Origin of the sequence: Streptomyces caeruleatus (assembly GCF_001514235.1) — a bacterium.
In the GTDB taxonomy this organism is placed as follows: domain Bacteria; phylum Actinomycetota; class Actinomycetes; order Streptomycetales; family Streptomycetaceae; genus Streptomyces; species Streptomyces caeruleatus.
The window spans coordinates 358199-373060 of record NZ_KQ948932.1 but is presented as its reverse complement, the minus strand read 5'-3'; the positions used below and the strand labels follow the sequence as shown (position 1 = coordinate 373060).

Here is a 14862-nt window from a genome sequence, read left to right as displayed (position 1 = left end):
CCCCGATTTGGGACGTTGGTGTGGCGAACGGGGAGATCACGGCCCGGACGACCGGGAGGTCACCGGCACAGGCATCGGCGCCCCTCTACTCCCCCGGCCACTGCGGCCTCCGCTTCTCGTTGAACGCCGCCACCCCCTCCGCCCGGTCCCCCGAGAACGCCGTGGCCCGCCACGCCGAGTCCTCGACCTCAAGACCGGCCCGCAGATCCAGCCCGTGCCCGAGCCGCAGCGCCCGCTTGGCATTGCGCAACCCCACCGGCGAGTTCACGGCGATCCGGGCCCCCAGCGCCAGCGCCTCCTCCCGGTCCCGCCCCGCCTCGACCAGCTCGTCGACCAGCCCCAGCTCCCGCGCCTCGACGGCCTCGACCCGCCGCGCGGTGAAGATCAGCTCGGCCGCCCGCGCGGCCCCCACCCGCCGCGGCAGCAGCTGCGTACCCCCGCCGCCCGGAATCACCCCGACCGACACCTCGGGCAGCCCCACCACGGCCGTACGGTCCGCCACAATCACATCGCACGACAAGGCCAGCTCGAAGCCACCCCCCAACGCGAATCCGTGCAACGCCGCGATCGTCGGCACCGGCAGCTCCAGCACCCCCGTGTAGGCCCCCCGCGCCACAGGCCGCTGCCGCACCAGATCGGCGTCACTGAACGAGTTCCGCTCCTTCAGATCCGCCCCCACACAGAACGCCCGTTCATGGGTCGAGGTCAGCACCACCACCCGTACGTCACGGTCCGCACCGAGCGCCGCACACGCCCCCGCGATCGAACGGGCCATCTCCGTCGAGACGGCGTTCATGGCCTTGGGCCGGTCGAGGACGAGTTCCGCAACATGCCCGACGCCGTCAGCGTGCCGCCGCACCAGCACGAACTCCCCGTACCGCTCCTCGCTCATGACACCCTCCGGTTAACGCGGGTTAACAACACTCGCCCCGATCATCGCAGCCGGGCCCCTCCGGGGAAAGAGCCACCGTCAGCGATCCCCGGGTCGAGCCCCGACACCCCGTTCGAGTGACATCACCCCCAACTCCCGGCATACCGCCGACGCCGGCGCATAGCGTGCGCGAGCCACGGCGTGTCGGGGGCGCGAGCGGGCGGGGAGGGGTCGTGATGAGCGGAACGACGAGAACAGCGACGAGAACGACAGAAGCGGAGGCGGTCGATGAGGACGGCCAGACCGGCACCCGCCTCTTCGGCTCCCGAGGCCGCCACCGCCGCCCCCGCCCCCGCAAGGTCCTCCTGGCGGCAGGCGGCCTCGCCCTGGCGGCCGGTGCACTGAGCCTCGTACGCCTGACCCCGGACGCGGAGGTCACCGGCCTCGGTGCAACGGAAACGGAGCCCGCCCCGGACTCCGACACGATCACCGACACAGCCGCGGACACGGGCGCGAACACGGACACGGACCGCTCGGCGAACGCCGCAGCCACCGTCCCGACCACGAGCCCGTCCGCGACCTCGGCCATGGGCGGCCTGAGCGCGACACCGACAGCGACGACGATCGTCGTACCGACCACGATCCCGAGCGCACCACAAAGCCCCGCCACGACGCCGGCGGTCCCTCCGAAACCCAGCCCGCCAGCACCGACCGACGAGGTCTCCCGACCAACCCCGCCCCCCAGCCAACCGACGGCAAACCCGCCGACCCCCCAGCCGGATCCCCCCGCCAAGGACCCAGTCTGCGTACCGATCATCGGCCTGTGCGTGGACCGCGTGACAAACGGCGACTAAAACCCCCAAGGGGCGCGGGGCTGTATCAATATGCGGCTCCGCCGCGTGGGCGCGACCAGCCACAACGCACTCGCACCCGAAAGAACCACCGCCACCCCGACGGCGCTCACTCGCCCCCGGCGGCAGCCCTCCGCGTCAACAACCACGGCTCCACCACGCCCAACCCCCGCACCGGCCGCTGCCACATCGGCTGCAACGCGAACCGATACACCGGCGCTTCCTCCCCCTCCTTCTCGGCAGCGGCAGCCGCCTCGGCCGCCTCCGCCTCCGACGCCGGCGCCTCACCCGTTCGGATGAGTTCCTCGGCGAACGCGCTGTCGACGAGCACGGCGTCACGCGGAGCTATCGACGTCAGCCGGGAGGCGAGGTTCACGGTCGTACCGAACACGTCGCCCATGCGCGTGGTCACCGTGCCGAACGCGATGCCGACCCGCAGCTCGGGCATCGTCTCGTCGCCCGCCATCGTCTCGATGAGCCGCAGGGCGATCTCCGCGGCGACCCCCGCGTCGTCGGCCGCGTACAGGACCTCGTCACCGAGCGTCTTGATCAGCCGGCCGCCGCGCGCGGCCACCAGGTCCGCCGCCGTGGTCTCGAAGGCCTCGACGAGTTCGCCGAGTTCCTCCTCCTCCATGCGGCGGGTCAGCCGGGTGAAGCCGACCAGGTCGGCGAAGCCGACGGCCAGGCGCCGGTCGACCATCTCCTCGTCGTCGGCGGCCTGGATGACCCGGCCGGCGGAGGCGGCGAGCTGGCGGCGCCAGACGTAGACGAGGAACTCCTCCAGCTCGGGCAGGAGCAGCTCGATGATCGGGTACGTCACCTCGGTCCGGGTCATCCCCGGCTCCGGTGGCTCGGTCAGGCCCTCCAGGAAGGAGTCGATCTGCCACTCGGCCAGCCGGGCGGTGGTCTGTCCGGTGGACCTGGCGACCTGCACGGCCATGGCCTCGCTGAGCAGCCCCGCCTCGACGAGACCGGCGAGGCGCCGGAGCGCCAGTACGTCGGCCTCGGTCAGCGCCTTGGCCTGCCCGATGTCGGCGAAGCCCATGGCCCGCCAGAAGCGGGACGCCAGCTCCATGGAGACACCGGCGCTGCGGGCCGCCTGAAACGGTGTGTAGCGCCGCTCGGCGCCGAGAATGAGCCCTTCGAGGCGCAGGGCGAGTGGATTGTCCTCGCCTGGTTCGGCGGCATGGGGGTCCACCCGGCCGTCCGCGCCCGTGCCGGAGCCCGTGTCGTCGACGGTCACGCCTGCTGCCCTTCCGATCTGCCGCGGTCAGTAATCGACCGGCCTTCACTTTACGGCAGGTGTGTGCCACCTCACTCCGGAAGGCCGGGGAGTCGAACTCACGCCCACCGAACTCATGCCGACCGCAGGTGCACGATGTCCCCCGCGCCCACGGGTTCCTGCACGCCTTCCCCGGTGGCCAGCACCAATCGCCCGTCACCGTCGATCGCGACGGCCTCGCCGGTGATCGACCGGTCTCCCGGCAGCTCGGCCCGTACGACCCTCCCCAGCGTCGCGCAGCCCGCCGCGTACGTCTCCTGGAGCTCGCTCACCACCGGGTCACCGGCGGCGGCCCGCCAGCGCCCGTACCACTCCTCCAGCGAGCGCAGGATGCCCCGCAGCAGCGGATCGCGGTCGGTGCTGACGGCTCCGGCGAGGCCCAGTGAGCCCGCCTGGGGCACCGGCAGCTCGTCCTCACGCAGGGTGACGTTGATGCCGACGCCGATGACGACGCCCGCGTCCGCGGCCCGCTCCGCCAGGATGCCGCCGGCCTTGCGTTCCTCGCCGCCCACGGTCACCAGCAGGTCGTTGGGCCACTTGAGTGCCGTGTCGACGCCCGCGGCACGGGACAGCCCCGTCGCGACGGCGACGCCCGTGAGCAGCGGGAGCCAGCCCCAGCGGGCCGCCGGGACCTCGGCCGGGTTCAGGAGCACGGAGAAGAACAGTCCGGAGCGGGCCGGCGCCGTCCACTGGCGGTCCAGGCGGCCCTTGCCGGCCGTCTGCTCCTCGGCGACGAGGACGGCGCCCTCGGCGGCCTTGCCCGCGGTCGCCAGGGCCACCAGGTCGGTGTTGGTGGAGCCGGTGCTCTGCACGACCTCCACCTCGCGCCACAGCCCGCCCTCCCGCACGAGGCCGCGCCGCAGCGCGGCGGCGTTCAGCGGCGGACGGTCCAGGTCGGACCAACGGCTGTCGTCTGATGCATCTCGCGGCGTCATGCAAGCCACCCTAGGTGTGTGAAACGCCGCACTGCTGTTTCGTAGGGCCCCCACTACTCTACGGATGAGTAACCGTCCCCCCTTTTGAGCAGGCAGGGAGCGCCATCCCGATGTCCGAGCCGGAAGAGCGTCACGAGATCCCAGGGATCGACATCCACACGACCGCGGGCAAGCTCGCGGATCTCCAGCGCCGTATCGAGGAAGCGACGCACGCCGGCTCCGCTCGCGCCGTCGAAAAGCAGCACGCCAAGGGCAAGTTGACGGCCCGTGAGCGCATCGAGCTCCTCCTCGACGAGGACTCCTTCGTCGAGCTCGACGAGTTCGCCCGGCACCGCTCCACCAACTTCGGCCTGGAGAAGAACCGCCCGTACGGCGACGGTGTCGTCACCGGGTACGGCACGGTGGACGGCCGCCCCGTCGCCGTGTTCTCCCAGGACTTCACCGTGTTCGGCGGTGCGCTGGGCGAGGTCTACGGCCAGAAGATCGTCAAGGTCATGGACTTCGCGCTGAAGACCGGCTGCCCGGTCATCGGCATCAACGACTCCGGCGGGGCCCGCATCCAGGAGGGTGTGGCCTCGCTGGGCGCGTACGGCGAGATCTTCCGCCGCAACACGCACGCCTCCGGTGTCATCCCGCAGATCAGCCTGGTCGTCGGCCCGTGTGCGGGCGGTGCGGTGTACTCCCCCGCCATCACCGACTTCACGATCATGGTCGACCAGACCTCGCACATGTTCATCACCGGCCCGGACGTCATCAAGACGGTCACCGGCGAGGACGTCGGCTTCGAGGAGCTGGGCGGCGCCCGCACCCACAACTCCGCCTCCGGTGTGGCGCACCACATGGCCGGCGACGAGAAGGACGCCATCGAGTACGTCAAGCAGCTGCTGTCGTACCTGCCGTCCAACAATCTGTCCGAGGCCCCGGCGTTCCCGGAGGAGGCGGACCTCGCCGTCACCGACGAGGACCGCGAGCTGGACACGATCGTGCCGGACAGCGCGAACCAGCCGTACGACATGCACACGGTGATCGAACACGTCCTGGACGACGCCGAGTTCTTCGAGACGCAGCCGCTGTTCGCGCCGAACATCCTCACCGGCTTCGGCCGGGTCGAGGGCCGTCCGGTCGGGATCGTCGCCAACCAGCCGATGCAGTTCGCCGGCTGTCTCGACATCCAGGCCAGCGAGAAGGCCGCCCGCTTCGTGCGCACCTGCGACGCCTTCAACGTCCCGGTGATCACCTTCGTCGACGTCCCCGGCTTCCTTCCGGGCGTCGACCAGGAGCACGACGGCATCATCCGCCGCGGGGCCAAGCTGATCTACGCCTACGCCGAGGCGACCGTCCCGCTGATCACGGTCATCACCCGCAAGGCCTTCGGCGGCGCCTACGACGTCATGGGCTCCAAGCACCTCGGCGCCGACATCAACCTCGCCTGGCCCACGGCCCAGATCGCCGTCATGGGCGCCCAGGGCGCGGTCAACATCCTGCACCGCCGCACCATCGCCGAGGCGGAGGCGAACGGCGAGGACCTGGAGGCGGTGCGCGCCCGGCTGATCCAGGAGTACGAGGACACGCTCCTCAACCCCTACATCGCGGCCGAGCGCGGCTACATCGACTCGGTGATCATGCCGTCCGACACCCGCCGCCATGTCGTGCGCGGCCTGCGTCAACTGCGTACGAAGCGGGAATCCCTGCCTCCGAAGAAGCACGGCAACATCCCCCTCTAGGCCTGTTGGGAGCCGTCATGAACATCAAGGTCATACGGGGCAACCCGACACCGGAGGAGCTGGCCGCCGCCCTGGCGGTGGTCCGCGCCCGCGCCGCGGCGGCGGCAGCCACGCCGTCCGGCGCGCCCAAGCCGCGGGACGGGTGGTCGGACCCGTCCCGCATCGCCACACACCGGCTGCCGCAGCCTGGGCCGACGACATGGGCCCGTACTTACTGGCCCAGCTAGCAAAAGCGCCCCTTTCAGGGGCGCGGGGCTGTATCGATATGCGGCTCCGCCGCGCGGGCGCGACAGCCCCCATCGGCCCGCGGCTGCAAACGGCGCGCCACGACCTCGGCCATCAGTCCGTACCCCACATCATTGGGGTGCAAGTGATCGCCGAGGTCGTACGCCGGCCGCAGCCGATCCGGGTCCTCAGGATCGGCCAGCGCCCGGTTCAGATCCACCACCACGTCGTACCCCCCGTCGCACTCCCCCGAGCAGCGGATCCACTCGTTCAGCTCGTGACTCACCTTGGCCGCCCGCTCCCCCCAGTGGTCCGAGCCCCCGAACGGCAGCAGAGTCGCCCCGACGACCCTCAGCCCCGCCGCCCTGCCCTGCCGTATCAACTCCCGGTGCCCGGCGATGAGTTCCCCCGCCTCCACCACCGGCGCCGGCTTGTACGTCGGCTGCTCGTCGGTCTCGCTGAAGCCGATGTCGTTCAGCCCGAGGAGCACGACGAGCGTGTCAATGCCGGGCCGGTCGAGGACGTCCCGGCGCAACCGGCGGACGCCGCCGTCGCCGTACCAGGCGGAGTCGTTGAGCAGCAGGTTCCCGCCGATCCCCGCGTTCAGGACGGGCCGCCCCGTGCGGTCGGCGAGGGCGTCGGACCAGCGCCGGTCCGCGCCCGGCGTCGAACCGAACCCGTCCGTGATCGAGTCCCCGAAGAGCGCGACGCCGTCGCCGCGCCCGGAGTCGACCTCGACCGCCGACAGGAAGTACCAGGACTCGGTCGCGGCGTCGAAGCCCTCGCCGCCCGTGGCCCCCGACAGGTCGCCCTCGCCCCGGTAGCCGGGGGTGAAGGCCTGGGCGTGGAAGGTCGCGGGGCCGGTGGTGGTGTCGAAGTACAGGGTGACGGTCACCGATTCCCCGGCGGCGACGGCGAGCGGGACGTCATCGCTGACCAGCTCCCCGCGCGCCGGTATCTCCGCGTCCGCCGCGTCCCCGAAGGTCAGCCGCACGAGCGAGCCCGGCTCCACGGCGGCCCCCGCGGCCGTACGCCCGACGCTCGCGGCCGCGATCCGGACGGGCGAGGCCCCGTACGCGTGGGACAGCCGCACCCGCACGCGGCCACCTCCCGCCGACAGCCGTACGACCTGCCGCAGTGACTGGCGCCAGAAGCCCTCGCGGGACCAGTTGGGCGTGAAGCCCTCGCTGGGCAGCTGAGGTGACGCGATCCAGGACGCGGTGAACACGGCACATCCTCCAAATGGAACTATGGACCCTTTAGCTAATGGAACAGTAGCACCGTTTACTGGAAAGTTGAGTATGCGTACTCAGGCGCCGCCGCGGACCCCCGGCCGACGATGGAAGGCATGCTGTGGTCCGACCCCGAGAACGAGCCGCCCAAAGAACTGCGCGACATGCAGGAGATGTTGCGGCGGCTGGGCGTTCTCATGGCGCTGGCCATGGTGCTCACGATGATCGTGCTCGGGCTGAGGTGAGCCCGGCCGGGCGCGCCGATACGCTGGCCGCATGACTGATCAGCCCCGCCGCCGACTCGTCCTGGCCTCCCAGTCCCCCGCCCGGCTCAACCTGCTGCGCCAGGCCGGCCTGGACCCCGAGGTCATCGTGAGCGGCGTCGACGAGGAAGCCGTCACCGCACCCACCCCCGCCGACCTGGCGCTGGCCCTCGCCGAGGCGAAGGCCTCCGTCGTGGCGGCCAGGCCCGAGGTCAAGGGCGCGATCGTGATCGGCTGCGACTCGGTCCTCGACCTGGACGGACAGGCCCTGGGCAAGCCGGCCGACGCCGAGGAGGCCACGGCGCGCTGGAAGTCGATGCGCGGCCGGGCGGGCACGCTCCAGACCGGCCACTGCGTCTACGACACCGTGACCGGCCGGTACACCTCCGCCACCGCCTCCACGGTCGTCCGGTTCGGCGAGCCGACCGACGAGGAGATCGCCGCGTACGTCGCCTCGGGCGAACCGCTCTACGTCGCCGGAGCGTTCACCCTCGACGGCCGCTCGGCCCCGTTCATCGACGGCATCGACGGCGACCACGGCAATGTGATCGGCATCAGCCTGCCGCTGGTGCGACGACTGCTGGGGCAACTGGGCATCGGCATCACGGAGTTGTGGGCGCCGGCGGAGAGCTGACCGGGGAGCCGCCCGCCGGGGAACCGCCGCCGCCCGCGCCCCCGTCGGGGGCGGCGTCGGCGGGCTCCGCGGAGCCGGGTGCGGCCTGGGCGTCGTACGTCATGAGCAGCAGCACTATCAGGCCCAGCACGACGACCATGAGCAGGAACGCCGTCCAGCCCACGAGCCCCCAGGCGAACGCGCCCAGCAGCCCGTGCACCACGGCTGCGCTGATCAGCAGGATGCGCCCGAAGCCGGCCGGGGCGCGGTCCCGCAGGGCCACGAGCAGGGCGACCAGCCCGCACAGCGCGAAATAGGCGCCGAAGACGACCCCGCCGATCTTCGAGGACAGCGACATCACGTCCGGGTCGAGGCCCGCCAGGGACATGTCCTGACGGTCGACGACGACACCGAGGAACCACTGAAGCGCCGCGACGCCGAGCCCTTCGACGAAGAGCACCACCGCCACCACCCACGCCACCGGCCTGCGCACCACCGGCCCCCACCTACTTCCGAGCGCTCTGTTACTCCAAGTACGGACGAGACATCGCGAACGCTACTAACGGGTAAACCCCGGGACAAGGGTTCGGGCGCCGGCAAAGAATCATTGGGCCATTCGTAGGGATTCCACAAAGAAACCGAGTGGCCCGCAGCACGTGATGACAGAGACCTTGACCACAGCGGAGGGCTAGGGTTTTCCGGGAGAGACCTGCGTGCCGGGGCGCGACATGGGATTTCGCAGGTCGAACGGACCTGGAATCACGCTCCGTGTGGGCAAGCTCACCACTGGGGACGGGTCGATGTGGCGTGTCGGCAGTCCCTAAACTCGGCTTGTTTCAAGGAGGGAGCCTCAATCGTGCGCAAGGTGCTCATCGCCAACCGTGGCGAAATCGCTGTCCGCGTGGCCCGGGCCTGCCGGGATGCCGGCATCGCGAGCGTGGCCGTATACGCCGACCCTGACCGGGACGCTCTGCATGTCCGCGCCGCGGATGAGGCGTTCGCCCTGGGTGGTGACACTCCGGCGACCAGCTACCTGGACATGGACAAGGTGCTGAACGCCGCGCGCGAATCGGGCGCGGACGCCATCCACCCCGGCTACGGCTTCCTGTCGGAGAACGCCGACTTCGCCCAGGCCGTCCTCGACGCCGGCCTCATCTGGATCGGCCCGCCGCCGCAGGCCATCCGCGACCTCGGTGACAAGGTCGCCGCCCGGCACATCGCCCAGCGCGCCGGTGCCCCGCTCGTCGCCGGCACGCCCGACCCGGTGTCCGGTGCGGACGAGGTCGTGGCGTTCGCCGAGGAGCACGGCCTGCCGATCGCCATCAAGGCGGCGTTCGGCGGTGGCGGCCGTGGTCTGAAGGTGGCCCGGACCCTGGAAGAGGTCCCCGAGCTGTACGACTCGGCGGTCCGCGAGGCGGTCGCCGCCTTCGGCCGCGGCGAGTGCTTCGTCGAGCGCTACCTCGACAAGCCGCGCCACGTCGAGACCCAGTGCCTCGCCGACACCCACGGCAACGTGGTCGTCGTCTCCACCCGTGACTGCTCCCTCCAGCGCCGCCACCAGAAGCTCGTCGAGGAGGCCCCCGCGCCCTTCCTCTCCGAGGCCCAGGTAGCCGAGCTGTACTCCTCCTCGAAGGCGATCCTGAAGGAGGCCGGCTACGTCGGCGCCGGCACGGTCGAGTTCCTGGTCGGCGCGGACGGCACGATCTCCTTCCTGGAGGTCAACACCCGCCTCCAGGTCGAGCACCCGGTCACCGAGGAGGTCGCCGGCATCGACCTCGTGCGCGAGATGTTCCGCATCGCCGACGGCGAGGAACTCGGCTACGGCGACCCGGTCCTGCGCGGCCACTCCTTCGAGTTCCGCATCAACGGCGAGGACCCGGGCCGTAACTTCCTGCCCGCCCCCGGCACGGTGACCGCCTTCGCCCCGCCGACCGGCCCCGGCGTCCGCCTGGACGCGGGCGTCGAGTCCGGCAGCGTGATCGGCCCGGCCTGGGACTCCCTGCTGGCCAAGCTGATCGTCACCGGCGCCACCCGGCAGCAGGCCCTCCAGCGCGCCGCCCGCGCCCTGGAGGAGTTCCAGGTCGAGGGCATGGCCACCGCCATCCCCTTCCACCGCGCGGTCGTCACGGACCCGGCCTTCGCACCGGAACTGACCGGCAGCCAGGACCCCTTCACGGTCCACACCCGCTGGATCGAGACCGAGTTCGTCAACGAGATCAAGCCCTTCGCGGCCCCCGCCGACACCGAGACGGACGAGGACCCGGACCGCGAGACGATCGTCGTCGAGGTCGGCGGCAAGCGCCTGGAGGTCTCCCTCCCGTCCTCGCTCGGCATGTCGCTGGCCCGCACCGGCCTCGCCGCCGGAGCCAAGCCCAAGCGGCGCGCGGCCAAGAAGTCCGGCCCCGCGGCCTCCGGCGACACCCTCGCCTCCCCGATGCAGGGCACCATCGTCAAGGTCGCCGTCGAGGAAGGCCAGGAGGTCAAGGAAGGCGACCTGATCGTCGTCCTTGAGGCGATGAAGATGGAACAGCCCCTGAACGCCCACAAGTCCGGCACCGTCAAGGGCCTGTCCGCCGAGGTCGGCGCCTCCCTCACCTCGGGCGCCGCGATCTGCGAGATCAAGGACTGACGCATACGGCATCCGGGGCGCCCGGCGGACTGAGCCAACAGTCCGCCGGGCGTCTCGTCTTTTCCGGGTGGCATCCTGGAGACACACCCGGGTACGGGAGAGGGCAGGTGAGAGCGATGGTCAGCGCGACCTCACGCGAGGGCGCGGAGAGCGGGAGCGCGTCGGCCTCACCGCGCGCCATGCGCGCCGACGCCCGCCGTAACTACGAGCGTCTGCTGACCGAGGCGCGTTCCGCCTTCGCCGAACACGGCACCGCCGCGTCCCTGGAGGACGTGGCCCGCCGAGCGGGCGTGGGCATCGGCACGCTGTATCGACACTTCCCCAACCGCGACGCCCTGTTGAGCGCGGTCTTCGAAGACGCGGTCGGCGACCTCCTGACCCGCTCCCACGAACTCCTCGACGCCCCCGAGCCCTGCGCGGCCCTGGTGACCTGGCTACGCGAGATGGTCACTCACGCCGGCGAGTACCGCGGCCTGGCCAGGTCCCTGATGTCCGTCACCACCGACCCCACCTCGGCCCTGTCCAACTGCAGCGGCCCGATCAGGGAGGCGGGCGGCGCACTACTGGCCCGGGCCCAGGAGGCGGGCACAGTCCGGCACGACGTGGCGATCACCGACCTCCTCCAACTCACCCATGCCATCGCACTGGCGGCGGAGGAATCGCCGGGTGACCCGGACCTGGCGGACAGACTGCTACACCTGACGCTGCGCGGCTTGAAGGCGCCTGAGGGCAGCCAACCTCAGGGGCGCGGGGAACTGCGCGAGCAACCACGCACGACCCGCACCCGCACGACAGCACGAACCCCTACGGCGAACAGGCGAACCTAACGCCGTCGCAGATCCGCAACCCGGGCCCGCTCCCGCTCCCTCTCCGCCGTCCCCTGCTCACCGAGCACCGCCGCAGCGGACCGCAACCCCTGCCCCCGCCTAGGCCCCGGCAGGGAACGACGCCGCGCCGGGACCTCGTCACCCCCCGGGCTCCCACTCGCCCCGGCCACGGCGATCTGCACCCCCTGATCGGCGAGGGCCTGCAGCTCGGTGTGGGCACGGTCGTCGTGGACCGGCGGTTCGTCGGTGACCAGCCGCGTGATGACATCGGTGGGCACCGTCTGGAACATCGTGTCCGTACCGAGCTTCGTGTGGTCGGCGAGGACGACGACCTCCGCGGCCGCCTGCACCAACGCCCGGTCGACGGACGCGGAGAGCATGTTGGACGTGGACAGCCCGCGCTCGGCGGTGAGTCCGCTCCCGGAGATGAAGGCCCGCGACACCCGCAGTCCCTGGAGGGACTGTTCGGCGCCGCTGCCCACCAGCGCGTAGTTCGACCCGCGGAGCGTGCCGCCGGTCATAACGACCTCGACCCGGTTGGCATGGGCCAACGCCTGTGCCACCAGGAGGGAGTTGGTGACGACGGTCAGTCCGGGGACGCGAGCGAGCCGACGGGCCAGCTCCTGCGTGGTGGTCCCCGCCCCGACGACGATCGCCTCGCCCTCTTCCACGAAATTCGCGGCGAGGTCGGCGATGGCCGTCTTCTCGGCGGTCGCGAGATGTGATTTCTGCGGAAAGCCGGACTCCCGCGTGAACCCGCCCGGCAATACCGCACCGCCATGCCGGCGGTCGAGGAGTCCTTCTGCCTCCAGTGCGCGCACGTCCCGCCGTACGGTCACTTCGGAGGTCTGGACGACGCGGGCGAGCTCACGGAGCGACACGGCCCCGTTCGCTCGCACCATTTCGAGGATCAATTGGCGACGTTCTGCAGCGAACACGAAACTGACAGTAACCCCAACGACCGTCTGCTTTCAGCAGTTTGCGCCGAATAACAGAAGTTGTTCGTACGCAAGGGCGAGAAGTGGTATAGGGCCTAGTCCTGCCGCCTATGCCGCACGCATGCTCGACAACTCCCCGTGACCAGCGGGGAGTTGGTTTCGGCCGTCAGAGTTCGCCGCCGGACTTCCGGGTGTGCAACTGCCGTGCCACCTCGGCGATCGAGCCCGAAAGGGAGGGGTACACGGTGAAGGCGTTCGCGATCTGTTCGACCGTCAGATTGTTGTCGACCGCGATCGAGATCGGATGGATCAGTTCCGAGGCGCGCGGCGACACGACCACGCCGCCGACCACGATGCCCGTACCCGGACGGCAGAAGATCTTGACGAAGCCGTCCCGGATGCCCTGCATCTTGGCGCGCGGGTTGCGCAGCAGCGGCAGTTTGACGACCCGGGCGTCGATCTTGCCCGCGTCCACGTCGGCCTGGGAGTAGCCGACGGTGGCGATCTCGGGGTCGGTGAAGACGTTGGAGGACACGGTCTTGAGGTTCAGCGGGGCCACCGCGTCGCCGAGGAAGTGGTACATGGCGATACGTCCCTGCATCGCGGCCACCGAGGCGAGGGCGAAGACGCCGGTGACGTCACCGGCGGCGTACACGCCCGGCGCGGTCGTCCTGGACACCTTGTCGGTCCAGATGTGCCCGGACTCGCGCAGCTTGACCCCGGCCTCCTCCAGGCCCATGCCCGCGGAGTTCGGGATGGCGCCGACGGCCATGAGGCAGTGGCTGCCGCTGATGACACGCCCGTCGGCGAGGGTGACCTCGACGCGGTCGCCGACCCGCTTGGCGGCGGCGGCGCGCGAGCGGGCCATGACGTTCATGCCGCGGCGCCGGAAGACGTCCTCGAGGACGGCCGCGGCGTCGGGGTCCTCGCCCGGCAGCACGCGGTCCCGGGACGAGACGAGGGTGACGCGCGATCCGAGCGCCTGGTAGGCGCCGGCGAACTCGGCACCCGTCACACCCGACCCGACCACGATGAGCTCCTCGGGCAGCTCGGTGAGGTCGTAGACCTGGGTCCAGTTGAGGATGCGCTCGCCGTCGGGCTGGGCGTCCGGCAGCTCGCGGGGGTGACCGCCGGTGGCGATGAGGACGGCGTCGGCGGTGAGGGTCTCCTCGGTGCCGTCCGCGGCGCGCACCACGACCTTCCTCGACCCGTCGAGGCCCTGCATGCCCTCCAGCCGGCCGCGGCCGCGCAGGACCCGGGCGCCGGCACGGGTGACGGAGGCGGTGATGTCGTGGGACTGGGCGAGCGCGAGCCGCTTCACACGCCGGTTGACCTTGCCCAGGTCGACGCCCACCACCCGGGCGGGCGTGTCGATGTGCGGCGTGTCGTCGGCGACGATGATGCCCAGCTCCTCGTACGAGGAGTCGAAGGTGGTCATCACCTCGGCCGTGGCGATGAGAGTCTTCGACGGCACGCAGTCGGTGAGCACCGACGCCCCGCCCAGACCGTCGCAGTCGACGACGGTCACCTCCGCGCCGAGCTGGGCGGCCACCAGGGCCGCCTCGTATCCGCCGGGTCCGCCACCGATGATCACGATCCGAGTCACGTACTCCATTGTCCCGCACGCCACACGGTGCCACTGCGTGGGGGCCCGCCCGAGACACCACTGTTACGGGAGGGACGGACGATTCCGCTGCCGTACCCTCTCCCCATGTCGCTCTACGCCGCGTACGCCGGCAATCTCGACGCGCGGCTGATGACCCGCCGCGCCCCCCACTCGCCGCTGCGCGCCACCGGCTGGCTGAACGGGTGGCGACTGACGTTCGGGGGCGAGCAGCTCGGCTGGGACGGCGCGCTGGCGACGCTCGTCGAGGAGCCGAAGGAGCAGGTCTTCGTCGCGCTGTACGACATCGCCCCGATGGACGAGGAGTCCCTGGACCGCTGGGAGGGCGTCGGCCTCGGCATCTACCGGCGGCTGCGAGTGCGGGTGGACACGCTGGAGGGCGAGGAGCCGGCGTGGGTCTACGTGCTGAACGCCTACGAGGGCGGGCTGCCGGCGGCGCGGTACCTGGGCGAGATCGCGGACGCGGCGGAGTCGGCGGGAGCGCCACACGATTACGTGATGGAGCTGCGGAAGCGGCCGTGTTGAGGGGGGATGCACGGAGAATCCGTACGTGATCCCGTCCTAACCGCCCCCCGCGCCCTCGAACCCCTGTACACCGAGCAGGCCGCGACTGTCCGCGACGGGCTCGACGACCTGCGACGCGCCGCGTTCGACAGAGGACTCGCCGCCCTTGCCCAGGACCCGTTTCCTTCCGTGTCCCGGGCGAGCGACCCTGCGGGGACCACCCGTCGGGTCCGGCTCACCAGGGACGTCCTGGTCGAATACACGATCAGTCTGCGCCGCCTGATCGTCATAGAGGTGACGGTTCTCGACGACTCCGACATCCTCGTCCCGGACACCTGAGCCCC

Annotated in this window: 16 protein-coding genes; 9 read left to right on the top strand and 7 right to left on the bottom strand. The window is 71.0% G+C overall.

Going from position 1 to position 14862, the window contains the following annotated elements; translation table 11 throughout:
• Positions 1-85: 85 nt before the first annotated feature.
• Positions 86-892, bottom strand: a complete 807-nt coding sequence (locus AQJ67_RS27480) for an enoyl-CoA hydratase/isomerase family protein (RefSeq protein ID WP_062721966.1) — start codon at positions 890-892, stop codon at positions 86-88.
• Positions 893-1107: 215 nt separating this feature from the next.
• Between AQJ67_RS27480 and AQJ67_RS27475 the strand changes: the two genes are divergently transcribed.
• Positions 1108-1725: a hypothetical protein gene (locus tag AQJ67_RS27475; protein WP_062721965.1), complete on the top strand. Its 618-nt coding sequence runs from the start codon at positions 1108-1110 to the stop codon at positions 1723-1725.
• A 106-nt stretch (positions 1726-1831) separates the two neighbouring features.
• Here the strand turns inward: AQJ67_RS27475 and AQJ67_RS27470 are convergent, their stop codons facing one another.
• Together AQJ67_RS27470 and AQJ67_RS27465 are read right to left on the bottom strand one after the other, a co-directional pair.
• Positions 1832-2965 (bottom strand): adenylate/guanylate cyclase domain-containing protein, encoded by a 1134-nt coding sequence (locus AQJ67_RS27470; protein WP_062721964.1) that lies wholly within the window; start codon positions 2963-2965, stop codon positions 1832-1834.
• Positions 2966-3078: 113 nt separating this feature from the next.
• A complete protein-coding gene (locus AQJ67_RS27465) occupies positions 3079-3939 on the bottom strand; it encodes a biotin--[acetyl-CoA-carboxylase] ligase (RefSeq protein ID WP_062721963.1) in 861 nt (286 codons plus the stop codon).
• Between the two features lie 110 nt (positions 3940-4049).
• On the opposite strand from AQJ67_RS27465, the gene AQJ67_RS27460 reads away from it, so the two are divergent.
• Both AQJ67_RS27460 and AQJ67_RS27455 read left to right on the top strand, forming a co-directional pair.
• Positions 4050-5663 (top strand): acyl-CoA carboxylase subunit beta, encoded by a 1614-nt coding sequence (locus tag AQJ67_RS27460; protein ID WP_062721962.1) that lies wholly within the window; start codon positions 4050-4052, stop codon positions 5661-5663.
• A gap of 17 nt (positions 5664-5680) precedes the next feature.
• A complete protein-coding gene (locus AQJ67_RS27455) occupies positions 5681-5890 on the top strand; it encodes an acyl-CoA carboxylase epsilon subunit (RefSeq protein ID WP_062721961.1) in 210 nt (69 codons plus the stop codon).
• Positions 5891-5904: 14 nt separating this feature from the next.
• Here the strand turns inward: AQJ67_RS27455 and AQJ67_RS27450 are convergent, their stop codons facing one another.
• Positions 5905-7116 carry a GDSL-type esterase/lipase family protein gene (locus tag AQJ67_RS27450; RefSeq protein WP_062721960.1) on the bottom strand — a complete coding sequence of 404 codons (1212 nt, stop codon included), beginning with the start codon at positions 7114-7116 and terminating at the stop codon, positions 5905-5907.
• Between the two features lie 120 nt (positions 7117-7236).
• Here AQJ67_RS27450 and mmpB point away from each other — a divergent pair, with 120 nt between their 5' ends.
• Together mmpB and AQJ67_RS27445 are read left to right on the top strand one after the other, a co-directional pair.
• A complete protein-coding gene (gene mmpB, locus AQJ67_RS50240; RefSeq protein WP_093747104.1) occupies positions 7237-7365 on the top strand; it encodes a morphogenic membrane protein MmpB in 129 nt (42 codons plus the stop codon).
• Between the two features lie 31 nt (positions 7366-7396).
• Positions 7397-8017: a Maf family protein gene (locus tag AQJ67_RS27445; RefSeq protein ID WP_062721959.1), complete on the top strand. Its 621-nt coding sequence runs from the start codon at positions 7397-7399 to the stop codon at positions 8015-8017.
• On the opposite strand, the gene AQJ67_RS27440 is transcribed toward AQJ67_RS27445, so the two are convergent.
• Positions 7986-8492 (bottom strand): hypothetical protein, encoded by a 507-nt coding sequence (locus AQJ67_RS27440; RefSeq protein ID WP_062721958.1) that lies wholly within the window; start codon positions 8490-8492, stop codon positions 7986-7988. The two genes, AQJ67_RS27445 and AQJ67_RS27440, sit on opposite strands and share 32 nt — an antisense overlap.
• Before the next feature lie 360 nt (positions 8493-8852).
• On the opposite strand from AQJ67_RS27440, the gene AQJ67_RS27435 reads away from it, so the two are divergent.
• Positions 8853-10625: an acetyl/propionyl/methylcrotonyl-CoA carboxylase subunit alpha gene (locus AQJ67_RS27435; RefSeq protein WP_062721957.1), complete on the top strand. Its 1773-nt coding sequence runs from the start codon at positions 8853-8855 to the stop codon at positions 10623-10625.
• 179 nt (positions 10626-10804) lie between these two features.
• Positions 10805-11452 (top strand): TetR/AcrR family transcriptional regulator, encoded by a 648-nt coding sequence (locus tag AQJ67_RS27430; protein WP_062722077.1) that lies wholly within the window; start codon positions 10805-10807, stop codon positions 11450-11452.
• Here AQJ67_RS27430 and AQJ67_RS27425 read toward each other — a convergent pair.
• Positions 11449-12390 (bottom strand): DeoR/GlpR family DNA-binding transcription regulator, encoded by a 942-nt coding sequence (locus AQJ67_RS27425; RefSeq protein ID WP_079056203.1) that lies wholly within the window; start codon positions 12388-12390, stop codon positions 11449-11451. The two genes, AQJ67_RS27430 and AQJ67_RS27425, sit on opposite strands and share 4 nt — an antisense overlap.
• 166 nt (positions 12391-12556) lie before the next feature.
• A complete protein-coding gene (locus AQJ67_RS27420; protein WP_279616904.1) occupies positions 12557-14020 on the bottom strand; it encodes an NAD(P)H-quinone dehydrogenase in 1464 nt (487 codons plus the stop codon).
• An 81-nt stretch (positions 14021-14101) separates the two neighbouring features.
• Between AQJ67_RS27420 and AQJ67_RS27415 the strand changes: the two genes are divergently transcribed.
• On the top strand, positions 14102-14539 hold the full coding sequence (locus AQJ67_RS27415) for a gamma-glutamylcyclotransferase family protein (protein WP_062721955.1): 438 nt from the start codon (positions 14102-14104) through the stop codon (positions 14537-14539).
• A gap of 6 nt (positions 14540-14545) precedes the next feature.
• On the top strand, positions 14546-14857 hold the full coding sequence (locus tag AQJ67_RS27410) for a hypothetical protein (RefSeq protein ID WP_062721954.1): 312 nt from the start codon (positions 14546-14548) through the stop codon (positions 14855-14857).
• Positions 14858-14862: the final 5 nt, after the last annotated feature.